Below are 25,476 nucleotides of genomic sequence, written 5' to 3'. Positions count from 1 at the left end.
GTCAGATCTTTTTTAATACTTGCCTTTATAGGTCTTATTTGCCAATTACCAAAGACTTTATAGTCTGCAGGTTGCCAGACAGACTTTTTAGAGATTTAATTCAATATTAATCCTTTATTCAGAATGTTTTTGGCAGCATTATGGTCTCGAATATGGTGCATACAACATTTTGGACATGTCCATTTTCGATCTGCTAACGTTAGTTTCTGATTACCGCGCATTACAAATGCACAATTACTGCATTTCTGCGTTGTATTGTATGGACTAATAGTAATAAATTTTTGTCCGTAAAGTTCAGCCTTGTAGGTCAACATATTTAAAAATATTTTCCAGCCAACATCGGCAATACTCATGGCAAGTGCATGATTCTGTAACATATTCTTACTTCGAAGCTCTTCAGCGACAACCAAATCGTGGTTTTTGATAAGTGTTGTCGATACATTATGTAAGAAATTTTTACGACAATTAGTTACTCTACGTTGGATAGTTGCAACAATTTTGCGTTGTTCTTGGTAGTTTTTAGAGTCGCATAATGACCTATGCTCTCTTTTTGCACGTAGTGCACGACGAGATAACTTTTGTTGTGCCTTCGCTAGTTTGCCCTTAATAGATCGATAATAACGTGGATTATCAATGGTATTACCATCAGAATCGGTTATAAAATTATCGGTATTCAAGTCAATACCGATTGGAGAGCTGTTATTAATATTTAGCACAGTTACAAATGGTTGTTCTGATGCCAGTTGTAAGGAGATATAGTAACAACCTGTAGAATCCATTGAGACCGTGGTGGTACCAATGCGAATGTTTTCTTTACGAGAAAGTAATTTTTTAGGCATACCTTTAAATCGTATGTTTCCTAGTTTAGGTAGATGGATATATCGATTATTGAGTAGCCGAACATTGCCATTATTCATATTAGTTATGGGTAATTTGCCAGCATACATACAGGAAGTCTGATATTTTTGTTCAATTCCTTTTTTGTGAAATACTGGTATTCCCGTATTGTGTACTTTGTAAAACATACTCCAAGCTGACCGATAGTTTCTAATTGCATTGGCCTTCATTAGGCTATCTAGTTCTTTATCATTAAGCCAACCATGAATATTTGAAATTCCAGTAGCAGGATTTCTCAAGCGCTCTTCTAGTGTGTCAATACGTTTTTGTACAATTTTGATTGGTATTTTAACTTGTCTAAGGAAATATAGTTCTTGATTGATTCCGGCCATTTGATTATAGATAAAACGACTAGCGTCACTATTTTTCTTGATTAATCTTTTTTGACTGTTAGATGGAAAAATACGTACTTTGGTTCCATAGTAATAGGGAAGTTGTGGCATGGTCTTAATCAGGATAGATTCACCTCCTTGATCATAATGATATAATCATAGCATATAAATTAAATTTATTAGCATTTTAGACTAATCTGAAGCTATGAAAAGTGTTAATTGGTGAGTAGGTCAAAATGTGATATTAATTGTGTTTATTTGGTATTCTTTTATATCATATTTACCAATAGAATTTTCGTGGTATTCAATAATATCAATATTCTCGTCTGCCATTTCAAGTAGATTTAAGGGCATCATAATACCTCATTTGTTCAGTTGCTTGAACCATAGTGTAGGGTGTGATGTTCTTTTTGAGTTTCATTAATTTTTGAATAATAAAAATGGCGTTGATGATCAATCACCAACGTCATTTTGTGTGGATCTATATTACACTATGTGTCGCTAAAACTTATTACCATTACTTTTAAAGCTATTCAAAGTTTTTAAACTACTAAGAAAGACATACTGCTAAAACCGTGTTACTGTACGGGGCTCACTCAATATTGGTTCTAAACTACTAAGAAAGACATACTACTAAAACTCTAGCTGCGTGATTGTTGCTTTAGGAGATGGTTCTAAACTACTAAGAATGACATACTACTAAAACTCAATATTACTCATTGAGAACGTTAAAAATGGTTCTAAACTACTAAGAATGACATACTACTAAAACTATTTAATAGTCTCACTATAGCATATTACAGGTTCTAAACTACTAAGAATGACATACTACTAAAACGTAGCTTGACTCTCAATCTTGTTTAACATTGGTTCTAAACTACTAAGAATGACATACTACTAAAACGAGAACAGAATCGAAGAATTACTCAAAGCAGGTTCTAAACTACTAAGAATGACATACTACTAAAACCCAACATGGCAAACATTGACGCTGACGCCAGGTTCTAAACTACTAAGAATGACATACTACTAAAACAAGTTTACTGATTTGCTACGTGACATATATGGTTCTAAACTACTAAGAATGACATACTACTAAAACCGCTTGGTTGCCTCTTGTATTTTTAGAACAGGTTCTAAACTACTAAGAATGACATACTACTAAAACCATATTAAAGTTCTTAACTAGTACTTCATTGGTTCTAAACTACTAAGAATGACATACTACTAAAACTGTCAAAAGTCGCTTTGTCAGCAGTTCTAGGGTTCTAAACTACTAAGAATGACATACTACTAAAACACACGAGACTCAGTTTATTTTTAACGTTTTGGTTCTAAACTACTAAGAATGACATACTACTAAAACTGCTCCTGTGAAAGAACTACCAATTTTTTTGGTTCTAAACTACTAAGAATGACATACTACTAAAACCACCTAGTTAACGTTAACTTTAAATGTTAGTAATCAAATCTAACATGATCCTCATCTATTGAATAAACATGGGTGTTCAAACCAGGCCTTTTCAATGTCATTGGGTATGATTCTAGACTAACTACAGATAACTCGACGGATTTTAAGTAATCATTCAATTCGTTAATTTGTTCCAAACTACATAGGCGTTCTAACCCATGAAATAATAACAATCTTTTGTTATCGAATTCTACGTAAAATCTAATAACTGATTGAAGTTTATCATAATAATTCTGCCAATTACTAGTATCTATTGAAAGTTCTTTTGATTTAAGTAATTTTGTTAATTCTGGCATTAAATCATAATAAAAATTTTCGTCGTAACCATTGATGGAATCAAAAACAAGTTCGTTAATTTGTTTAATGATTCTAGTTTATCTCGGTTAATTACTTGGTTATCAGCGACGATCTTTTGAAATACTAGTTTCAAATTGCCGACAGAATTGATATTATAACTAGTCAAATCACCCAGCATGGCTACTTGCTTAAGAGATGTCTTTAAATTATCTTCTTCGTCTACATAAAAATGAATATATTGGTCAACATCATCAATAAAGGCTTCGTGTTTTTTTAATTGATTCAAATTAAATAATAAGTTTGAGAATTCTTCCTCATTTTGAAGATTAAAAATAGTCATACCATATTCGATATCGAATGGCTTATAAGGGAAAATAGTAATAGATTCAGGGCTCATATTACCACCAGTCTTTCAAAACGATTTTCGGGTCGATTGTTCTTTTCTCCAGTGATTAATCGCATAGCTTCATATTGCTTTTCAGTAATAATCAAAGATTGAATCAATCCTTTTTTTGGAGCGTAGACGTTGATTTTATTTTCTAAGAATTTTGCGGAAGTCCCATTGACTAATAAACAAGTATAGATAGATTCTTGCATCATTATGAATCCATCATTTAGAAGATTCTTTCTAAACTGTCTATAATTCTTCCTATCTTGAGCAGTCAATGTTGGCAAATCAAACATTATCATTAATCTCATAATTCTACACCTCATTTTTGAAGTCCACCTTAGCTACAGAAAGCTTCTGTGAGTCTAAAAACTTAAAGCAATTTTGAACGTGTTGATTAATAGCATTTTTTAAAATGTAATTTTTATCATTGTATGATATTTGCTTTTCTAAGACTGCTAATATATCTAGCTTTGTTTCTAGATCAAAATCACTATCTTTATGTTCAACTACTATTTGATCGACGAATTGTCTAAAAGGCTCCATAAGGTCACTAGATAAATTAAAGTCATTTTGATTACTGTGATGATGAATGCCCAATTGTGTTAGATATCCTTGTGCAATTATCTCTTGATTGACTGATGATAACAAAATAGTATATCCATAATTAAGCATTTTGTTGATATTATCTTCTTTATTACCTCTTGAAAAGTTGCTACCAAATAATGCTGGGAAATACTTCATTGCTATTACTGCCTCACGGTTTGTTTTGTCATTGTCTTTTATTTGATTAAATTCTTGTATGATAGCCGTTGTATCTAAGTTATATTGTTTCAATACGTTAATTTGATTTTCAATTTTGTTGGTAACAATACTAGTCCAAAGAAGTTCTTTTTTGGGTATTGGCCAAGAAAATTGCTTTTCAATATTTTGATTACGGTTATTATTTGAATAATATCCATTTAGTTCAGCACATGGATTATGATCACTGTCACAAAAAATAACTTTAATATCTGCTTGAGTTAGTTTCTCAACTAAATAACCAGTAATTACTGCTTGTGTTGTGGCAATAACGATGCATCCAATATGATGAAAAGGAATTTCTTGAATGTCAGCTACCGTTTGTACTAACAAATGATTGGATTTATAAGATAGTTTGGATCTTGAAGTTATATATATCGTTTCCCATCCCATGATTATTCTCCTATATTGATTTTTTTGTAGGAATAACTTATAATTAACTTGTTCAAACTACTAAGAATGACATACTAAGTTAAAATCAACATTTATGTTAAATAGTCTCAAGTGACCGCTCCCGCGTGGGAGCTATTTTTTTGCACTTTTTTAGGTTAATCTATATGAATTATTGATTCATATAGTCCTGTTGGTGATTTGTAAATGAAGTCAGAATCAGAAAATTCATAACCATTGGATCTTCTACCGAGGCGTGTTGATTTAATGTTTCCAAAATTCAAGTTGGCGCAAGTTGAATTAGCGTGAAGAAGATTCAGAATTTGTTCGATGATATTAAATTGGTCATAAATCGAGCAGTTATTAAATTCATCTAAGTTATCATTGAAACGTTTTGATTCACTTGAATAAAGTGGATATAATTTTTGGATTTTAAAAATCAAATCAGAATATATAGATTGTAAAATATCTTCATTGTCACCACTTAGTATAAATCTGTAATTGTCTAGAGTGGAATGTTCTAGTAATGAAAGAAGTGCTGTTTCTTTGTAATCAAGTATTAATTGATTTGCATTTGCTATTTCTGTACCGGATGGTAAAGAAATAAGCCCTTTGTCTCCACTCTTTACTAACTGACCAACTGGAACGACATCAATGAGTATTTGGATTTCCTTTTTGTGTTTTACTTTATTAGATATCCAGTCTTTAATATTTATCCTTTTGGCAGTGATTTCACGAGCAATTCTTACGGGGATACTTATCAGCTTTTTCTTGCCATCAACATCGATAAGAACAGAGTATGAGGTGATGTCGCCAGTGTAGCCACCGTAGATATGTGGATCAAGATCCTTTTTGAGTGGAATTAATTCTTTGTTGTTTTTGTTAAGAATAGTTTGCTTGTATAGGGCTCCATCATTAATATAGTTTTGTTTAGTGATGTTGTACTGTTTAAACTTGAATGTCTTACTAATACTATCCTTGATTTGCTGATCCCAAATAATCTCACCATTTTTATTAACCTGAGTTTTACCATTAAACATTGATCCAATAATAAAACCATTACTTGAGTAAGCAGGAATTTTACCACGCTCTTGTCTGGTTTTCTTTTTTACATCTTCAAAAAATTTAGAGTAAGCGTTAAAAACCAATCGCATATTGTCTCGTGGGTATTTCTTAAGTTGATATGTTCCGACGATAGTTGATATGTAAGCATCTTGAGCATGATGAAAGTCATTTACGTTCCTATTTTTAACAAATTCTGGATGTTCGTAATGCCATGTTTTTTTATTCAAATTACTAAAGGAATCTCTAAATCCCATCCCCAAACTGGCACGAGTCTCAATAACTTGAGTATCTGGGTAAATTGAATCTAGAATGTTTGCAACATTTTTAACCATTTGGGATGTTTGAACCAACTGACGATTAATAAAACCTTCCTTCTGTCTATCAGTAACTACAGTTCTAGTTAAATTAGCAAATTTTTTAGGTCCCATTAAACCTGCTTTTTTCAAATATTCCCAACGAGTTAGATTATTTGCTATTATATCTTTGGATAATAGTAAGTCATCTTGTTTTCTTTGATTTTCACTAGCTTTAACCAGTGCTTTGTTTTCAAGAGAATCGTCTTTAATGTATGACTGAGGTAGGATATGATCAACCTGATAATCAGATGTGAATAATCTGGTAATATCAATTTCAGCATCACTGTATAGACTTCTGCCCATTTGTGAGAAGTACAGCATAAGTCGCTGATTTGATAGGGAATTTCTTTTGTCCTTCATTAGGTCTTCAAGGTCTTTAGTAGGAAATAGAGATTCTTTCAAAGTAGGTGCTAAATCTGTAACCATTTGTTTAATGTCCTGATAACGCTTTTTAAGGCTGTTATATCTTGATTTAGTTATTGAACTGTCTTGGTCATCACGTGTAAATTCAATGAAGATATGTTCTGGGGCATGTCCCATAAATTCAGATAATTCTTGAACAATGCTGATGGCTTGCCAGATACCACGTTTTAGAGCTGGAGAGCCATGCAGGTCGTTGACTAATTCTAGTGGTTTTTTATCTGAACTATCCTCAATATTTAATTCTTTGATTTGTGATTCAAAGTTGTATTTATCATCACGCAATATTTCCATGAGATTACTCTTGGTTTGCCATAGTAAATCAATAATAGAATGATTACTTGGTTCATGCTCATTTCCAATTTTAGTATTTACAAATAATTGTGTTAATAATTTGTTGGAAAATCTTCCCCAACCTTGATATCTAATGGCTACTAATTGATTGATTTGTTTTTCATCATATTGGTTAGACTTATTGAGCTTTAACTTGAGGATTTCTCTGTCTTCAAAAACAGTTTGCCACTCGATGATTTGTTCTAATTGATCTTGATTTTTCACATTATCTACAAAGTCATTTCCAAATATTTTGGATAGTTTACGATAACTCGATAGACTTGATACGAATTTTGTTTTATCAGATAATCCATGAATTTCAGGTGCTGAATAATAACTTTCTTTTATTAGCCAGTCCTTTAATCGTTTAGCGGATACAGTATTATATTTTTTAAATAATTCATTAAAGATACGTTGCTTAACTTCCACACGTAATCGTTCTTGATTCTCTGATCCTTCACCAGTACTTACAATTTTTACGTTATTTAACTCACTAAGAACTTCGTATTTTTGATAGATCAGACTATTCTTTGGAACAACTGGTTCACCAATTAAATAAGTGTCAGTTGATGTCATACGACGGATGAAGTTATTTGATGATTTTTCTCTATCTACTTTCTCATCAAAATTCCATGGTCTGATCGGACCATTTTCTTTTCTAGCCATCCATGCAAAACCGCTTTTATCTTTACTTTGTATTTTATCTTTACTTTGTATTTTATCTTTACTTTGTAGTGGTCCAACATAATAAGGAATTCTGAAGTTTATTAATGATAGAATTTTGTCTTTGTTATCTTTTAAGAAGGGATAATATTGTGATTGATTATCAATGATTTTTATTAATTCGGCTTCGTTCAATTGGAATGGAATTACTCCATTGTCGCTAGTTCTTTGTTTTAATAAGTATTTATTATTGTCAATTTTTTCTAAAGCATTTTTTGAATCGTCATCATCTTTTTCTTCTAAATATTTGCCTATATCTTTATAAAATTCCTGAATGGTATATTTACCATTATTCAAATATTTTTCGTAAGCATTACGAGCCTTTTTCACTGCAGCAGTGTCTTCGTCATTTCTCCAAATATTTTTGAGTTTCATAAGATCTTCATGATGTTCAGTATATTTTTCCACTTGAGCAAAGCTTATATAGGTTTTACCATTTAGAATATTATTTAATACAATAGTGCTGTAAATAGAATTAGCTAGCAGAATAATGTTATATTGTTCATCTGACAGTACTTCTTCAGCGGTGGCTAAGTCATTTTCAATCGAATTTGATGAGAAACTTATAGGACTTAGTTCATTTGATTCAATGTTAAACAGTTTTGTTAAATCAGCCTTGTTTCCAACTAATAGTTTTATTACATAAGTATAGAATTGCTTCATATCTTTAGTAGGATTAAGTTCCTTGATGATTCGACTTACTTTGCTACTAGGATTCCAATCTTTTTTGACTAAAATATCGCCAATTAATTTGAAATCAGTATCATTTGGAAAACTCAATCCAAATTGATCCAATGCTTGATTCAATTCTTTCAAAGTATATTCAAGTCCATCGTTCATTCTCGAAACATCGAACTTTTGATGTTCGTAAGTGAAATTCCCACGATATTTTAAAATATTATGAATTGCCAAATAGACTAGACGTATATCTGCTTTTTCAGGATTCTCAATTAGACGCTTTCTGAGATGGAAAATAGTAGGATATTCTTCATAGTAAGTTTGATCATTAAAATCTTTATCAATAAATAAATTATAGTTGTCACGGGTCCGGGACTTATCATTTTTGGATACCCAAGAATATTTCATACGATTTAAAAATCCTGGATCAGTCTTGAATAATTCACTAGAAAATATCTCATCTAGCCAATTCAACCTATTTCTACGTCTTCGATATCGTCTTCTTATAGAACGATTCATTCTTCGATCTGCGGCAGTTTCAGCAGTATTAAATAATCTGACTCCCCAAAGATTTCTTTTTTTTGCTTTTAACAGATTATAATTGTTACCTGTAGTAGCCCATCCAACTGAGGCGGTACCAATATCTAACCCAACATTGTACTTGGTGGTTTTTCTATTCATCACTTTTTCCTCCTATAACTTAAACAATTTAATAATAACAGAGGAAACAACGCTTTAAAGCCTTTTTTGATTTTTTTACCAAACACATATCCATTGACATCCCACCAACAACCATCAATAATCAAGTTAATCAAATAACTAAGAAAGCAGGGATGAACATGGCATCACATGAAGCTTTACTTATTGTGGATTACACGAATGACTTTGTAGCAGATAATGGAGCATTGACTTGTGGCAAACCGGGCCAACTTATTGAACCCAATATTATTAAAGTGGCAGAAGAAATGCGTAAGAATGGGGATTGGGTATGGCTACCAACTGACCTTCATGTACCATTTGATCACTACCACCCAGAGACTAAGCTATTTCCAGCACACAATGTTCAAGATACTTGGGGCAGAGAATTGTACGGTGAATTGAAGCCTTGGTATGAGAAACATGCTGATGAAGAGAATCTAAAGTTCTTCGACAAGACTCGTTATAGCGCATTTGCAGGAACTGATCTGGACATGAGATTTCGTGAGCGTGATGTGGATACTATTCATCTCGCCGGTGTTTGTACTGATATTTGTGTCTTACATACTGCGATTGACGCATATAATTTGAATTACAATATTGTTATTCATTCTTCTTGTGTAGCTTCATTCAATCAATTGGGACATGATTGGGCCTTGGAACATTTTGAGAAGGTATTAGGAGCCAAAATAGTTAAATAAATCGATAAAGTGGTTGTGCCAAAACACAATTTTCTTCATATGATCCAAAAAACCGATATTTACGTAAGTAAATATCGGCTTTTTGAACTTATAAACGAAAACTGAACGTGTTAAGCACACTCTAATTTATTCATTTTTTGGTTCGCTCTTAACATTTGTAACGCTATCCTTAACTAGATAGTTATCAACATGACTGCCTAGGAACAATGGTACCTTTTCTTCGGTAACATCACTGAACTCTAGTCCATACCATAAAGCAGGTGGTAGAGTCATATTTTGGAGAAGGATTCTTCCACCAATCAAGAATCTGTCCAAACTCTTCATATGTTCTTGCGCACCAAGATCTTGGAACTGTTCATTTAAAATAACGAACTTGAATGATCCTACACGACGATTCTTCATCATTGAGTAGTCAGGAGTTTGTGGGTCGATTATCTTCTCGTCGAGCAGTGCATTCACAATCTGTCTAATATAGATATTAACGTGTTGTGACTTCTTGAAACCTAGATTCAATTGCACATCTACGACGTTTCTAGTATTCATCATATCGACGCTATAGTTACATTCGTAAGGGTTATTAGTCTGATTGACCGTAATAAACCAGTACACTTTAGCCCGTTTTGGATCTTGGTCAAGGATTGAGTAAATGATGGAACGTTTGATGGAATAATCATCTTCAATACGATTGAGAAATACCAAGTTGGTGGCAAAAAGTGGAATATTCGTATCGGTGCTAAGTTTTTCTAATTGAGGGATATAATCTAGCAAGGAGACCGACTGGCTTTCATTTAGATATGAATCACGGCGCTTGTTACCGTAATACCAAATTACCATGATCATCAGTATTATAGCGGTGATTATAACGGTGATATAACCACCATGAACGAATTTGACCAAACTTGAAATGAAGAATAGTGATTCAAGGATTATAAAGAAGGTAACAAATATCGTAGCGCCAACTTTATGATGTTTCATGACTAAGAATTGGTGAAGCAAGATGGTCGTCATTAACATAGTCATAGTGATGGCCAAACCATAAGCTGCTTCCATATGTTCTGAAGTTCTAAATCCCCAAACGACGCTTAGCGTTACAAGGCACAACAACCAATTGACTGATCCAATGTATAGTTGACTCTTGATATTACCTGGGAATTTCACACGAAGTCTAGGCAAAATTTTCAAACCGATGGCTTCTTCAACTAAGGTGAATGAACCTGTGATCAAGGCTTGAGAAGCAATCACGGCGGCCATTGTAGCAATCAAGATGGCGAATATCTTTAACTGTCCTGGTAACATTTCATAGAAGGGATTAACGGTATTGAGATTCATATATTGCTTGTCCATATAATGTGACATAACCCAAGCACCTTGACCAAGATAGTTGAGCATCAACGTTATATAAACAAATGGCCAAGTTCCGTAGATATTGAATTTACCAACTTGTCCCATATCAGAATAGAGTGCTTCTGCACCAGTAGTAGCTAGAAATACGCTACCTAGAATGAAGATCCCTGCGTGGTTCACGGGGCTAGTTAGAATCTTGATGGCATAAACTGGTGACAAGGCTTTTAGGACTGTGAAATCATTGGAGATATTGACCAATCCGACGATACCGATGAAACTGAACCAAATCAACATTATTGGTCCAAATGATTTACCGATACGTTCAGCACCGAATTTTTGAATTATGAAAATAGTTAACAAGATGATAGTAACTAGGATCAAGATGACACTTTGACTGTTGGACATGGTGAACCCACCAATTTCTTGACCCTTTAATCCTTCCATAGCAGACGTTACAGTCACTGCTGGTGTCAAGGTACCATCGGCTAAAAGAGCTGATCCACCGATCAAAGCTGGAATTATTAACCATTTCTTGGAACGCACTAGGGCGTATAAAGCAAAAATACCACCTTCGTGGTTATTGTCTGCGCGCATGGCTATTAGGACATATTTGATAGTCGTGATGAGCATTAATGTCCAAAATATCAAAGAAATACTGCCGATTATATACTCGGGAACGGCACTCTTCATATTACCGGCGTCATTTATGATGGCGTTCATTACATAAAGTGGAGAGGTACCAATATCACCGTAAACAATTCCCAAAGTTATCAGCATACCCAATTTTGAAAATGAGGATGTTGTTTTTTTCATTTTTAAATCCTCCAGTTTGCAAGATGATACTAGTTCATGATTGTGAAATTCTCAATAAAATAGCACTATTGATTTCTATTCCTATGTCGACGATGTTGTGGGTTATTGGATCGTTCTTGTTCGGCTCGGTTGGATTGAATCTCATTTTCCAGTTCACTCAAGACCTCCACCTGCATTTTTTGTATATCCAGTAAATGAGGCCATTGGACTTCATTCAATTGATCGATTTTTTCATGTAGAATTCTAATTTCCATCTCGGATTTTGTATTGGTACGATAGTCATTCTCAGCATCAAAACGATCACGTTGAGCTTGGCGATTTTGACTCATCATAATTATTGGAGCCTGGATTGCGGCAATACAACTTAGGAACAGATTGAGCAGGATGAATGGATAGGGGTCAAAGTTGATACCTAGAAAATGGACAACGTTAAAAGCCATCCAAACAATTAAAATGACAATAAAAGAGATAATAAATCCCCAACTACCACCGAATCTGGCTACAGCATCAGATAACTTCTGTCCGCGGGTCAATTCCCCATGAATGGTATCGTTTAAGTTTCTGATTACATAGGTGTTCTTGGATAATTCCTTTTGAAACTCGTCGTTCATTTTTTGATCCATCTCTAGATCTTTATCGATGATGTGTTGCATTTTTGAAAGGCGAATTATCTGTAGGTCACGTAAGCAAACAAAACTTGAACTTTTAGCAAAATCATTTTTATCAATGATTTCTTGTTTTAAGCTGTCATTTAGGTCTCTGAGGAAGAGTCCTTCAATGGGGGAGAAACGTTTATGGCAAATTATACAGCTTTGAGTTTTCTTGACGGACACGTTTTATCACCTCTCATTTATGAAAGATGTTAATATTTTTATATTAATTTAACAATTTTTATAACTTGGAATGATTGATAAAGTACATATTGTCTATTTCTTGTGGTTTAGTTGGATTAGTGAAAACGCGTGTGAGAACACAATTTTTTCCGTTTAATTTAAAAAAGGCTGATACCTGCTTTCGCAGATATCAACCTTTATTAGATTAATGATCGAAAATTTACGTGTTCTGTCACGCTCTAAATAGTGCCTTTTTTAAATGCTGTTTTAAGTCCGGCAACTTCCATCAAACTTCTATCTCCTGATAGATGTTTGAGTAACGAAGCTGTGTGACCCTTGAACTTATAGCCTTTGCCCAAGATCTCGGCAATACCATGGTTTTGTCCAAGTGAAGCGATTGTACCAAGTGAAGTATAAACGAATGGTTTCAATTCTTTACCATTCAAGGCTGCACCGATATTGTATGCTACAGCAACACCTTCAGCTGAAGCCAATTGGCCAGTTGTTGGTAATGGACGTTCAGCACCTTCTGGGATCATGGCTGAATCGTCACCGATAAAGTATGCTTCGGGGTGTTCTTCAATGTTTAAGAATGAAGTTGTAGTAACACGGTTTCTTCTAGCTTCAAGACCAGAATCCTTGATAACGTCACTACCACTAACACCAACAGTCCAAAGAATTGTGCTACCTTCGACTTGTTTTTCTTCTTCGCCGTCCATGTATACAACAGCTTTAGGTTCGATCTTTGTAATCTTTGCGCCTGTAAGAAGTTTGATGCCATTCTTTTCAAGATATGAAACGGCATAGTTAGCAAGTTCTTCATCAAACATAGGAAGAATTCTTGTTGCCATTTCTAGACATGTAACTTTGATTTCGGGAACGCCATATTTGGCCTTTAGAATTTTAACTGTATCAACTAATTCACCAAGGATCTCAATACCAGTGAATCCAGCACCACAAACTACGATACTAAGGTCAGCTGGGTCTTGTGAGTCTTTGTAATTAGCAATATTTTTGTTCATTGTTTTATAGATATTTTTAGCAGTATCTAAATCTTGGAGGATTAAGGCATTGTCACTAGCACCTTCTAGACCGAAGTCTTCTGAACGGAATCCAAGGGCTACGACAATATAGTCATAAGTAATGTCGTCATGGTCTTCAAAATGAACGGTCTTGTTATCAAGATCTAAATCTTTAACGCAAGCTTGTATAAAGTTTACATTTGAAGGAAGAACAGAGTGGATATCAAAAGTAACAGCATCCGCCCTTGTTGTTCCTGCTGCAATCATGTGTAGTCCGGTTTTCTCAACATGCAATACATTCTTATCTACTAAGTCGATCTGTGTTCCTGCTGGTGTGGATTTGGCAAGGTCACGAGCGGCTGTTAACCCACCGTATCCAGCGCCAAGTACTAAAATATGTGCCATATTAACCTTCTCCTTCATATAATTGATTAAAAAGCTGCTTACGCTACCATTATATATCTTTTCTATAAATAAGTGGTACTGATAAGATTAAATAGGGTTTTTACTAATCGAATGTTTCAAGAAAAATGGGGCAAGTATGGTGATTAAAATAATACTAATAATAACGGTCGAATAATATTCTTCTGATAATAGATGGACACTGTAGCCGACTTGAGCAACAATCAAAGCCATTTCACCACGAGATATCATCCCTGAACCAATAACGTAGGAATCTTTCATATTGAAACCAGATATTCTAGCACCAAATCCAGCTCCAATGAGTTTCCCAAAGATACCCGTTACAGTGAAGAAGAAAATCAGCCAGAAGTCTTTTAATAAACTAGTGAATTCTAGATTAAGTCCAATACTGATGAAGAATATCGGAATGAAGACGGAATAGCCGACAATTTCGATATTACGATTTATTTTACTATTATAATTTGGCGTATTGGAGATGGCGATTCCAGCTACGAATGCACCCAAAACAGAGTCTAATTGGACCCAATCAGCAAAGTAGGCGAATATTAAACAGATTACTAGAGCAGTAATAGTTGGTGCATGTGTGGCCTCTGCGTAATCAGCTAGCTTCATGATCGCAGGTACTATAAAGCGATAAGCGACGTAAGTTACGATCACAAATAATACCCATAACGCTAACAGAGTCCAGATTTTCTTCATTGAGAAATTACCAGTCAACGTTCCAGACATGACACTTAAAATTGAAATTGCCAAAATGTCATCAGCTACAGCGGCACCTAAAATAACGGTCCCGGAAGTGCTAGACAGATAATTGAGACTTTTCAAAACTTCAACAGAAATGGAAACTGAAGTTGCGGCGAATACGACCGAAATGAAAATACTCTCACGCATATTGATGTTGAAAATCAGAGAAGTTAGTAAAGTTAGAGCTACCGGAAGTATAACTCCAAAAATGGCGACTGTAATACTGGGACCTAAGTGTTTTCGTAGTAATTTCAAGTCACTTTCCAGACCCGCTATGAACATCAAAAGTATAACGCCTATATCAGCAAACAGTTGTAATTCGTTTGTTGATTTGACGATATTCAACATCCCTCGACCAAGAATAACGCCGAGAATTAGCTGTCCAATAACAGCGGGGAGGTTCATTTTATTGAAAATGTGACTAACGATCAACGTTAGGAAGAGCATTAATGCCAAAAGAGTTATAAATTCCATTAGTTCTCCTATTCTTTTTTGATACCGTGAATGAATATTTTAATCATAGTATTCAGATTTGCAATGTTTCGTTTGCGCTTTGCTTCATTGTATTCAATGTAAGGAACTAACATTGTTAAAAAAGTTCCTACTTGAACAGGAATCGATAGATCTGAGCGTAATTCCTCTTTGTGTGCCTGGAAGATATTAAATAGTACTTTGTAATATCCACCATCCCAATTTTTACTGATGTCTTTTTTCTCATCGTCTGTAAAAACAGTATCCAAATCATGTCGCAACATAAAAAAGTTTAATTTAAAGTTACTTACCATAAAAGTTGAAATGGTTGTAAGCATTTCATCAAACGGTAGGTCCTTATTTTTATTATATTCAGCATATAACTTTTCACTGAAACCACCAACCTCATTTTCAATGGCTTTTGCATATAAAACCTTTTTATTCTTGTAATAATGATACATATTGGGTTGAGTGATGTTCAACTCTTGAGCAATTTTTCTAGTGGAAGTAGCTTGATATCCTTGAGATAAAAAATCTTTAGCAGCTACTCGTAAAATTGCGTTCTTCGTATTCTCAGCTTGTTTGTCGCGTGAATTCATATTTGTTATCCATCCTCATGTTCAATATATCCATTATACTATTGACCGTGTGTATTTGTATCACTTATCAGATGATAATGAAAATAGTTAATATGTAAGCAAATTTAGTTCGGTTAGATATTTAAAAATTCAGTTTAAATAATCTATATATTCGCGAATAACAAAGTCAATACAATATCCAAGTGATAGGAAGGATACAACATCCTTTCGCCCTGTAGGATTAGGGATAGGAGTAGAGTAATAAAACAAATTATAAGTAGAGAGTGAAGCTAAGGTATTATCTGAGAATTCAGTCAAACTGATAATAGGAACTTTGTTCAGCACTAAATATTTAACCCCTTTGATAACGGTTGGAGATTCTCCACTGATAGATGCGATTAAAACACAATCTGTTTTCTTTATAGATGGTTGAACAGATTCGAATTCACTTAAACCGGACAGAAGAATGACTGGAACTTTAACTAGTAACATTAAATTACGTGATAATTCACGTATATAGTTTGCCTGACTATGCCCTGTACCGTAAACATACACTGCAGTGGCCTCATCCAGCAATTTATTAATGGAATCAAACTTTGTTTGAAGTAATAGACTGTTTGTTTTCGCGATATCTATACGTTGCTGGCTGATAACATCAAATTCTTTAGAAATATCATTTTTTTCGTTCTCTTCTTTCAATTCATATCGCATTTCAGCAAAGTCAGCATAACCAATTTTTTTAACGACTTTAGAAATAAAGGAATTAGAATAATGAACATTTTGTGCCAATTGAGAAATCGTCATTTTGTTTATATCGGCTGTATGAGTGTGAATATAGTCAATTACACTTTTCTCATTTGTTGTTAAATCTTTTGTTAGATTAATAATTCTTTGATCAAATTTTGCTGATGTCATTAAAATTCACGCCTTTTCTGCATTATTTTCTAAAATGGAATATAGATTTTAAACCAGTTGTCATTTAATGTCAGAATAGTATTAAAAATCAGTAATTTCAATGACTTTGTAATTCTGTAAAGTATTTTCCAAATTGGAAAATATATTTAAATGAGTGATTTATTTTATAAAATAATACGAATAGTAATGGAAATAATTTTGGGTGGTACTCTAAAAGCATGATTACGAAATCATTCAGGTATATAAAATAGGGGGAATTATTTATGGGTGCCAAAATGCAATCTTTTACTAATAAGATCCAAAGTTCCATGGGTAAATTTGCTTCTAATAAACTTCTTTCTGCAATTTCAAATGGTATGATCCGACTTTTGCCAGTTACAATGGTTGGTTCAGTTTTTGCCATTCTTGGAAATTTAGGTTTTCCAGGTTATCAAGAATTTGTTAATAAAATAGGATTTGGTTCGATTTTTGCAATGGGAGTTCAAATGACGACCAATCTGATTTCTATTTATGTTTTGATATCTTTAGCATATGAATATTCTAAAAAATTGAATGGATCAAAGGTTAATTCGATACTTCTATCGGTTATGAGTTTCTTTCTTTTGACACCAATCAGTAATTTTAAAGTTAAAGGAAGTGCAGTTGTTGGATTAGATCTCACTTACCTTGGTTCTAAAGGGATGTTTGTTGCTATGATTGTTTCATTAAGTGTGACTCGACTCTATTGTTTACTGGAAAATAAACACATTACTATCAAAATGCCTGATAGTGTTCCACCTGCAGTCTCTAATTCTTTTACAGGATTAGTGCCAGCTTGGATAATTGCTGGAATTGTTCTCGTAATAAATGGAATTCTACGTGCTACACCATTTGGTGATATTCATGATTTGGTTTATACAATTGTACAGACGCCATTAGAGCATCTTGGTGGTTCTATTTGGGCATTATTATTTATTCTTTTCTTTTCAGAATTCTTGTGGTTCTTTGGTATTCATGGAAGTATGGCTACGTCAGCAATTATTTATACATTATATCAACCACTTGAATTACAAAATCTCGCCGCATATACAGCAGGACAGGCATTACCAAATATTTTAACCAAAACTTTTATTGATGTCATGAAAGGACCTCGTCATTTTGCACTAGCACTTCTTTTATTATTCATTTGTCGAAGTCATCATATGAAATCAGTTGGTAAGGTAGCCATTATACCTGCAATTTTTGGAATTAGTGAACCGATGAAATTTGGTATTCCTATGGTTCTTAATCCTATCTTGTTCATTCCTATGACACTATCTCCAGTAATCTCAGTTGGTTTGGCTTATGCAGCAACTTCGTTAAAATTAATTCCACGGATGACAGGTATCACATTCCCATGGAATATACCTGTTGTTTCTGGACTGATTGTTGGAGATTGGCGTACAGCGGTATTGCAAGTTATTCAATTGTTTATTGCTATGGCACTTTACTATCCATTTATTAAGTTCTTAGATAGACAAACATTAGAGCAAGAAGCTGAACAAGTTGAAAAGGAGTAGAAATATGAGTGAATTTAAAAATAATCGATTAATCCAATTAGATGGAACTTTTAATACTCGTGACCTGGGTGGATATAAAACTGAGGATGGGCGAATGGTTAAATGGGGAAGATTATATCGCTCAGATGATTTATATACTTTGACTCCAGCTGATGTACAGTGGTTTGTAGATAATCATTTAACTACAATCATTGATTTTCGTAATATTAACGAACGTATAAATCGACCAGATAAAAAGATTCCTGATACTGAATATTATGTTTTATCACCAGATGATGATACTGCCGCTATGGCAAGTGCAGATTTGAAATCAGATAAGAGAAAAATTGATAAGTTAATTGCGAGGAAGAAACAAGGCACTTTAGATTTATCCGTAGATGGACTAAAGGAAAGTATGATTAAACTTGTGAGAGATCCAAAGGCTCAGGAATTATATCGTCATGTTTTAGATTTACACATTGCTCGATTGGATGCCGTTGTTTTACAACATTGTCGTGGAGGAAAAGATAGAACTGGTTATGGATCTGCATTGGTACTATTTGCATTGGGAGTCTCTGAACAAGATGTTATTAAAGATTACATGTTAACTGCTAAATATAATTCCGCTCGTAATGCTAGAAGAATGGCTGAGTATGAGCAATATACTGATGATAAAGTTACATTGCAGTATTTAGCTAATGCAATGTCGACAAGAAAAGAAGTGATTGATGCTGGAATCTCAACTATGAAATTAATAGCAGATACACCGCTTGGATATATTGAGAATGTCTTAGGTTTTAATAAACAAGATATTAATAAACTAAGAAAGATTTATTTGATAAACTAAAAAATCCCAACTCATATTTATGGGCTGGGATTCTTTGATTATATATTATTTTTTTTCTTTAACGATATAAATAGGGCGTCTTTTAACTTCCAAGAATATTTTGCCAATATATTCTCCCAAAATACCAATACTCAATAATTGAATACCACCGATTAATAAGATGATTGAAACCATTGAGGCCCAACCAGTAACACTACTTAGTGGGAAGACTAGTTTACGAATAATGATACCGATGATTGCGAGTATCGAAATACCAGAGAAAAATACACCCATCCATGTGGCGAACATTAAGGGACGTTCTGAAAAATCAATGATACCAGTTACGGCATATTTGAATAGTTTCCAAAAGTTCCATGAAGTTTCACCAGCAACGCGTTTGCGGTTTTTATATGGAAGGTATTTAGTTTTAAATCCTACCCAACTAAATATCCCTTTGGAAAAGCGATTATATTCAGTCATTGAAAGAATAGCGTCCACCATTTGACGAGTCATCAATCTAAAATCACGGGCACCAGAAACAATCTTGGTTTGTGACATTTTGTTGATAACACCATAAAAACTGTTTGAGAAAAATGAAATTATAGGATTTTCACCTTCACGATCCATTCTTGCTGTACCAACGCAGTCATATTCGCCTTCTTCAAGAGTATCGAACATCTCTTCAAGCATCTCTGGAGGATCTTGTAAGTCCACGTCCATAACGGCGGTATATTCACCCTTAACTTCGTTTATACCAGCGTATAGCGCAGCTTCCTTACCGAAGTTTCTTGAGAAGGAAATATAATGAACTTCATCGCTATGCTTGGCTTGTAGCTCCTTCAAAACTTTGAGGGTTTTATCACTTGAACCATCATCGATGAACCAATATTCAAAATTGAATTTATTTTTTTCATTTTTGACCTTCGTCATAGCGTCGTAATACAAATTGATAGTTTCTTCTTCGTTATAACAAGGAACAATTACGGATATGGTTTTCATAGTTTACGTCACTTTCTTAGACTTATAAAAAGAGCACTCAAATAGATGAGTACCCATTAATATTTATTCTATTATATTTCCAATGATTCTGGTAATGCAAGTTCTCCGCTGGCGGAACTTCTTATGACACTAACGCAAATATCACGATTAGTTTCACTTTCTATAGCATGTAGATCTTTACTATATTGAACTAAGATATTAGTTATATCAGTATTCTTATCAAGCATCGAGATAATATCTTTGATGTTTTCAGATACGTTTTGAAGTAATGGAATAGTTGATTTACTATCCAAATTGTCTGCTTTGATCAATAGATTGTAGAGAAGGTCGTTATTATTACCGATGAAAATAGCATTATCGGTATTAGGTGAAATACTCTCTAACCACCAATTGATTAGTTCAGATTTGTTATTGAAGTCATGTTCCAATAATCCGTTCTTATCGAATAGTTGATAGCTGATAGCTTTTTGATCTTCGAAGATAACAGTAAGAACAATTGATCCGTCTGTACGATAGAAGTTATGTTCAGTAAGAACCTTCTCTTTATTGAAGTTTTTGACTGATGACAATTGACCAGCATCGTTATAAAGATTAGTTTTAACTACTTGATCGTTCTTGTAGTAGTTTATACGATCGATTTTCTTATCTTCACTATATTCGACAGTCATTAGTAAAGTGTTACTTTGGTCATAAATCACAGTGTCATGAGTCTTAACGTCTGTTCGAGTCACCCAACCGTCGTTTTCTGGGATAGACACAGTATTAGTCGTTGGATTAGAGCTAGCTTGTAATTGGTCAAACAAGCTGACTACATTTGGAATATGAATGTTAGATTTCTTGGCACTCTTATCTATTATGTCGTTTAAGTGATTGTTATAGAAAGTAGAAACTAGAGTAACTGGCTTTTGTAACTTAGTCTCGATTAGTTTGATGGTATCGAAAACATCTTGTTTTGACTCAGCATCAAATGAATCAGCCACTACGTAGTAGTCTTTGTCTGAATCTAAATAAACATCACGTACCAAGTATGCTGAATGGAAAACATCTTTGATGTACTTTTCAAGATAGTCAATATTGTCATTAACTTCTTTAAGTTCACCCTCAATTGTTTCACGTTCATCTGCAAGGCTTTGAAGATGTCTTTCCAGTCCAGCAGTTGTTTCAATACGGTAGTTTTTGTCGTTTTTAATTTTATCTTCGATCTGATTTACCTTAGATTTAAGTAGGTCAAGAGTTGAAGTAGTGCTGTTAAGATTCTTATTTACGTTATCTACATTTTCTTGAAGTGAATTAATATCAGCTTTGATATTATCGATATCTTTTTGAACATTTGCACGTTCTTTATATAGTTTATCGATTGAATTCTTCTGATTTTCCATCAGGACCATCATCTTCTGAAGGTCTTTTTCTTCTTTTATAGAAGCAGACATGTCAGTTTCAGATTTTTCATTCTTCTCTAGTTCGTCTTGCTTATTATTTAATTGGTCATTGGCATCAGTCAATTTGTCAGATAATGCTTGTTGTTGTTCTTTAAATTGGTTGAGTAATTCCTGTTGTTCCTTTTGATCAGCATGAACACCAGCGAGACGTTCGATCTCGGCATCGTCGTTTTGTGCTTTAATATCTGCAAGCTTTTCATTAGATTCTTTTTGATCACGTTTAAGAGTATTCAAATATTTGTCGAGGGTTTCTTTTTTTGTTTCATGTTCATCTTTTTCTGAGAAAAGATTTGTTTTTAGATCGTTACGGAGTTGAGCGTAGTGGTTGGAAAGACTGTCCATTTGTTCTTCAATGTTCACGCGTTTGTCATGCGTTGTAACTGGAAGCTGTTCTTTTTGTTCAGCAACTTCATTATTTAAATTATTTTCTTCGACTTTTTCGGTACTATCCGAATTGTCTTTTGGCGCCTGAGTGGAAGCGCTGTCAGTACTTGTAGAACTTTTTTCCGGCTCATTATCTAATTTACGTAGCATATCTAAAAATTTCACGAATGAATTCCCCCAACAAAAGTCTTATAATAGTTACTACAGAGTAGCATTTTTTTAAAGTGGTGTAAAGTTGTTGTGAAGCGGTTTGACAACCACTTGAGTTAAATGTGAATATCAAAAATAAGGGAGTTTTACATATGAAGATAATGGCCATAAATGCGGGGAGCTCAACTTTGAAATGGAAACTGTTTGAGATGCCCGAAAAAAAGACAATTGCTTCTGGTATGATCGATCGTTTGGGATCACCTAAGTCGATATTTAAACTCAAATATAATGGTGAAAAAATTGAGCACGAAGAAGCCATTGAGTCCAATGATATCGCCGTTTTATCAGTTCTTGATGCTCTTAAAGAAAGACACATTATTGAAAGGTTTGAAGACATCGCGGCCTTTGGACATCGTGTTGTAGCTGGTGGTGAGGAATTCAAGAATTCAGAGATTGTTACAGAAGAAAACTTGGATAAAATTCTTCAATTATCAGAATATGCACCATTACATAACAAAATAGAAGCATATTATATTAATGTTTTTAAGAAATTAGTTCCTAGAGCAATTGAAGTAGCAGTTTTTGATACATCATTTTTCACTGACATACCAGCAGTAAATTATTTATATAGTGTTGATTTGGACGACTATAAGCAATTTAAAGCACGCCGTTATGGTGCACATGGAACGAGTCATCGCTACATTGCACAACGTTTGAATGAACTAGTCGATGGTGGTATTGAAGATAAGAACGTTATCGTTATGCATCTAGGTAGCGGAGCTTCGATAAGTGCTATTAAAAATGGCAAGGCCGTTGATATTTCAATGGGATTCACACCGCTATCTGGGATAACAATGAGTACTAGAAGTGGTGATATTGATGTTTCTATCTTACCTTATCTGATGAAGAAGTTAGGATTGACTGATATTGATGACATGATCGATATTTTGAATCACAAATCTGGTTTACTCGGTATTTCCGGTGTTTCTGCAGATATGCGTGACATTGAGGCTGTTGAAGATACCAACAAGCGTGCTAAATTGGCGTTGGATATTTTCCGTAATCGTATCATTAAGTACGTAGGATCTTATATCGCTGAAATGGGTGGAGTGGATGTATTAGCATTTACCGCCGGTGTTGGTGAGAATTCTCCTGAAGTTCGTGGCGACATACTTGAAGCTTTCAGTTATTTAGGCATAAAAATAGACGCTGATAACAACAAATTACGTGGAAAAGAAGTCCGTATCACTACAGATGATTCCAAGATTGCTGCATATACAGTGCCTACAGATGAAGAATTAATGATTGCTCAAGATACTTATAAGTTTGCGCAGTTACTGACTCTTTAGAAGTTGGTCAAAACTCCGATTAAGAAAGTTACTACCTCGGTCAATGTGATCATCAAGAGATTTTTTATGATAAAGGGAAATGTCTCTTTTTTAATAGGATTATCACAAAATGATTTGGTATTTTTATATACGATTGGTGCTATTAAGAATGTTAATAGCATCATTTTTGGTAATAGGCCAATTATTACTGAACAAGTGAGGGCTAAGAATCCTAGGACGTATAGGGATTTTAATATAAAAATCGAATTGTCCTTGGTTAGGTAATAGACGAGTGTCTTACGACCTAGTGTTTTGTCCTCCTCTTCGTCAGCAATATTATTGGCTAGAAGAAGATTGGAAATTGAGAATACGGTCAGTAGTGAAGAGAGTAGTGCATCACCGTAAAACTTAAAGTCCAAAATCACTGCAGGTGAATCAAAGACGTTGATGTAAATTGAAATTAGGTAAATTACGAACCCCATTGTGAAACCTGAGAAGAATTCTCCTAATGGACCACGATTAATAGGGTGTGGTCCACCGGCATATAAAAAGCCTACAGCAAATGAGAATATTCCCATGAATAATAACGGTAAACCTGTACGGTATACGATAAAAATGCCAATAAGTGCGGCAACAACTGTGAAGGTAAAATCAATCCAGCCTATTAGATGGATGTTCAAATGATTAACACCGATAACGTTGGTATTCCTACGAAAACTCTCTGCTCCAGTAGCGTTTTTGTAGTCCCAATAATTATCATTGATATCAACAGCCATGTTAAATAAAAACATGGCGATGAAGAATAAAATTAAATCAAGAGCATTAATGGACTGCCAGTGATAGTATGAGTACAATGTTCCCATTAGAAATGGGAAAACACTGGCAGTTTTTGCTTTAATTTCAACTAATTCGAAAAATACAGACGGTTTCACAAAATCATTCCTTTGGATTTGATAAACTATATTATAGAATTAGTTTAAGCAATACTACAAGTAATAGGGTGAGAGGGATTTCATGGCGCATTCAATTTGGAAAGACTATCCGCAAGTCGATAGTAAGTTAGATCAGACGACTGCCTTTATTCATAGCAGCGTTAAGATTAGAAATAGGCAAATAAGTCAAATGATAATTGATTTAACATCTGGTGGGAAAATGCTTAGACCGGCATTTTTTCTATTGTTCAGTTCTTTTGGACCTGATAGAAAACCAGATGAGGTACTAATACCACTAGCCGCTTCAGTAGAGTTGTTACACGTTGCAACGTTGATTCATGATGATGTCATTGATGATTCACCGCTACGTCGCGGTAAGACTACAATTCATACCCGTTACGGAAAGCGTAACGCTATATATGCTGGAGATTACTTGTTCACATTATACTTTGAGATGATCTCTAGATATTCAGTGAAGAAAAGTGATATTTTATTGAACTCTTTAAGCATGAAAAAGATCTTAATTGGGGAATTGGATCAAATGTTGATCAATTATAATGTTGATGCAACAGCAAAAATGTATATTCGCGAAGTTTCTGGCAAAACAGCAGAATTGTTCAGCTTAAGTACTGAAATGGGTGCTATTGTCAGTGGTGCGGATGAGAAATTAACGAGTCTATCTAGAAATATTGGACATGATATTGGTATGTCTTTTCAAATTATTGATGATATTCTAGACTTTAGTGACAGTCGAGTAACTGGTAAACCTAACTTGGAAGACCTAAAGAATGGTGTCTACACTTTGCCATATATTCTTGGACTACAAGATAAGAATGAACGATTGATCAATATCTTATCAGAGTCTGATTTGAGTGACTCGGATATTAAAAAGGCAGCAGATATCATTGAAAATGAAGGCTATCTTGATAGTGCCAAAGATATTGCTAGAACTTATAATCAACACGCCTTAAAAAGGATCAACAGATTACCAAATAATACAAATAAGATTGTTTTGAAAAAAGTTGTTAATAAATTATTGAGACGTATTAAATAGTTTAAGAGCGTGACAGAACACGTTCAGTTTTCGTTTATAAACCCTAAAGGGCCGGTATTTACGTAAGTAAATATCGGTCTTTTAGGGTTTATAGGGAGAAAATTGTGTTCTGTCACGCGTTTTCGCTAGAAAACGAGTTATGCCACAGCTACTTCT

General features: G+C 34.1%; 20 protein-coding genes and 1 CRISPR repeat array. Of the genes, 5 read left to right on the top strand and 15 right to left on the bottom strand.

Features of this window, described 5'->3' with window-relative positions:
- Positions 1 to 95: 95 nt before the first annotated feature.
- From BTM29_RS02890 to cas9, 6 genes are all read right to left on the bottom strand, one after another.
- Positions 96 to 1,349: an RNA-guided endonuclease InsQ/TnpB family protein gene (locus tag BTM29_RS02890; protein ID WP_076614072.1), complete on the bottom strand. Its 1,254-nt coding sequence runs from the start codon at positions 1,347 to 1,349 to the stop codon at positions 96 to 98.
- Between the two features lie 418 nt (positions 1,350 to 1,767).
- Positions 1,768 to 2,661: direct repeats of the CRISPR family, unit length 36 nt; unit sequence GGTTCTAAACTACTAAGAATGACATACTACTAAAAC.
- Between the two features lie 26 nt (positions 2,662 to 2,687).
- A complete protein-coding gene (gene csn2, locus BTM29_RS02885) occupies positions 2,688 to 3,032 on the bottom strand; it encodes a type II-A CRISPR-associated protein Csn2 (protein ID WP_236906182.1) in 345 nt (114 codons plus the stop codon).
- Positions 2,996 to 3,394 (bottom strand): P-loop NTPase family protein, encoded by a 399-nt coding sequence (locus BTM29_RS02880; RefSeq protein ID WP_076614070.1) that lies wholly within the window; start codon positions 3,392 to 3,394, stop codon positions 2,996 to 2,998. Before BTM29_RS02880 ends, csn2 begins: the two co-directional genes overlap by 37 nt.
- On the bottom strand, positions 3,391 to 3,696 hold the full coding sequence (gene cas2 / locus BTM29_RS02875; protein ID WP_076614069.1) for a CRISPR-associated endonuclease Cas2: 306 nt from the start codon (positions 3,694 to 3,696) through the stop codon (positions 3,391 to 3,393). Before cas2 ends, BTM29_RS02880 begins: the two co-directional genes overlap by 4 nt.
- A gap of 4 nt (positions 3,697 to 3,700) precedes the next feature.
- Positions 3,701 to 4,579 (bottom strand): type II CRISPR-associated endonuclease Cas1, encoded by an 879-nt coding sequence (gene cas1 / locus BTM29_RS02870; protein WP_076614068.1) that lies wholly within the window; start codon positions 4,577 to 4,579, stop codon positions 3,701 to 3,703.
- A gap of 155 nt (positions 4,580 to 4,734) precedes the next feature.
- On the bottom strand, positions 4,735 to 8,832 hold the full coding sequence (gene cas9 / locus BTM29_RS02865) for a type II CRISPR RNA-guided endonuclease Cas9 (protein ID WP_076614067.1): 4,098 nt from the start codon (positions 8,830 to 8,832) through the stop codon (positions 4,735 to 4,737).
- A 158-nt stretch (positions 8,833 to 8,990) separates the two neighbouring features.
- Here cas9 and BTM29_RS02860 point away from each other — a divergent pair, with 158 nt between their 5' ends.
- On the top strand, positions 8,991 to 9,548 hold the full coding sequence (locus BTM29_RS02860; RefSeq protein WP_076614066.1) for a cysteine hydrolase family protein: 558 nt from the start codon (positions 8,991 to 8,993) through the stop codon (positions 9,546 to 9,548).
- 126 nt (positions 9,549 to 9,674) lie between these two features.
- Here BTM29_RS02860 and BTM29_RS02855 read toward each other — a convergent pair whose 3' ends face one another.
- From BTM29_RS02855 to BTM29_RS02830, 6 genes are all read right to left on the bottom strand, one after another.
- Positions 9,675 to 11,705: a KUP/HAK/KT family potassium transporter gene (locus tag BTM29_RS02855; protein WP_076614065.1), complete on the bottom strand. Its 2,031-nt coding sequence runs from the start codon at positions 11,703 to 11,705 to the stop codon at positions 9,675 to 9,677.
- A 65-nt stretch (positions 11,706 to 11,770) separates the two neighbouring features.
- On the bottom strand, positions 11,771 to 12,358 hold the full coding sequence (locus tag BTM29_RS02850) for a DUF1003 domain-containing protein (RefSeq protein ID WP_225972223.1): 588 nt from the start codon (positions 12,356 to 12,358) through the stop codon (positions 11,771 to 11,773).
- A 419-nt stretch (positions 12,359 to 12,777) separates the two neighbouring features.
- Positions 12,778 to 13,965: an NAD(P)/FAD-dependent oxidoreductase gene (locus BTM29_RS02845; RefSeq protein WP_076614063.1), complete on the bottom strand. Its 1,188-nt coding sequence runs from the start codon at positions 13,963 to 13,965 to the stop codon at positions 12,778 to 12,780.
- Between the two features lie 87 nt (positions 13,966 to 14,052).
- A complete protein-coding gene (locus BTM29_RS02840; RefSeq protein ID WP_076614062.1) occupies positions 14,053 to 15,201 on the bottom strand; it encodes a cation:proton antiporter in 1,149 nt (382 codons plus the stop codon).
- An 8-nt stretch (positions 15,202 to 15,209) separates the two neighbouring features.
- Positions 15,210 to 15,797, bottom strand: a complete 588-nt coding sequence (locus tag BTM29_RS02835; protein ID WP_076614061.1) for a TetR/AcrR family transcriptional regulator — start codon at positions 15,795 to 15,797, stop codon at positions 15,210 to 15,212.
- 129 nt (positions 15,798 to 15,926) lie between these two features.
- The gene (locus BTM29_RS02830) at positions 15,927 to 16,691 is read right to left on the bottom strand and encodes a MurR/RpiR family transcriptional regulator (protein ID WP_076614060.1); all 765 of its coding nucleotides are present in this window, start codon (positions 16,689 to 16,691) and stop codon (positions 15,927 to 15,929) included.
- Positions 16,692 to 16,954: 263 nt separating this feature from the next.
- Here BTM29_RS02830 and BTM29_RS02825 point away from each other — a divergent pair, with 263 nt between their 5' ends.
- Together BTM29_RS02825 and BTM29_RS02820 are read left to right on the top strand one after the other, a co-directional pair.
- The gene (locus BTM29_RS02825; RefSeq protein WP_083685906.1) at positions 16,955 to 18,229 is read left to right on the top strand and encodes a PTS sugar transporter subunit IIC; all 1,275 of its coding nucleotides are present in this window, start codon (positions 16,955 to 16,957) and stop codon (positions 18,227 to 18,229) included.
- Between the two features lie 4 nt (positions 18,230 to 18,233).
- Entirely contained in the window at positions 18,234 to 19,055 is an 822-nt protein-coding gene (locus tag BTM29_RS02820; protein ID WP_076614059.1) for a tyrosine-protein phosphatase, read from the top strand.
- A 45-nt stretch (positions 19,056 to 19,100) separates the two neighbouring features.
- On the opposite strand, the gene BTM29_RS02815 is transcribed toward BTM29_RS02820, so the two are convergent.
- Positions 19,101 to 20,033 carry a glycosyltransferase family 2 protein gene (locus tag BTM29_RS02815; RefSeq protein WP_076614058.1) on the bottom strand — a complete coding sequence of 311 codons (933 nt, stop codon included), beginning with the start codon at positions 20,031 to 20,033 and terminating at the stop codon, positions 19,101 to 19,103.
- Between the two features lie 71 nt (positions 20,034 to 20,104).
- Positions 20,105 to 22,021 carry an accessory Sec system glycosyltransferase Asp1 gene (gene asp1 / locus BTM29_RS02810; protein ID WP_076614057.1) on the bottom strand — a complete coding sequence of 639 codons (1,917 nt, stop codon included), beginning with the start codon at positions 22,019 to 22,021 and terminating at the stop codon, positions 20,105 to 20,107.
- A 137-nt stretch (positions 22,022 to 22,158) separates the two neighbouring features.
- On the opposite strand from asp1, the gene BTM29_RS02805 reads away from it, so the two are divergent.
- Complete coding sequence (locus BTM29_RS02805) at positions 22,159 to 23,355, top strand: acetate/propionate family kinase (protein ID WP_076614056.1); 1,197 nt, start codon at positions 22,159 to 22,161, stop codon at positions 23,353 to 23,355.
- Here the strand turns inward: BTM29_RS02805 and BTM29_RS02800 are convergent.
- Complete coding sequence (locus tag BTM29_RS02800) at positions 23,352 to 24,266, bottom strand: 1,4-dihydroxy-2-naphthoate polyprenyltransferase (RefSeq protein WP_076614055.1); 915 nt, start codon at positions 24,264 to 24,266, stop codon at positions 23,352 to 23,354. The two genes, BTM29_RS02805 and BTM29_RS02800, sit on opposite strands and share 4 nt — an antisense overlap.
- Positions 24,267 to 24,348: 82 nt before the next feature.
- Between BTM29_RS02800 and BTM29_RS02795 the strand changes: the two genes are divergently transcribed.
- Entirely contained in the window at positions 24,349 to 25,320 is a 972-nt protein-coding gene (locus BTM29_RS02795; RefSeq protein WP_076614054.1) for a polyprenyl synthetase family protein, read from the top strand.
- Positions 25,321 to 25,476: the final 156 nt, after the last annotated feature.

Origin of the sequence: Companilactobacillus allii (assembly GCF_001971585.1) — a bacterium.
GTDB lineage: Bacteria > Bacillota > Bacilli > Lactobacillales > Lactobacillaceae > Companilactobacillus > Companilactobacillus allii.
The sequence above is the reverse complement of the archived record's forward strand: the minus strand, read 5'-3'. Positions and strand labels throughout refer to the sequence as shown.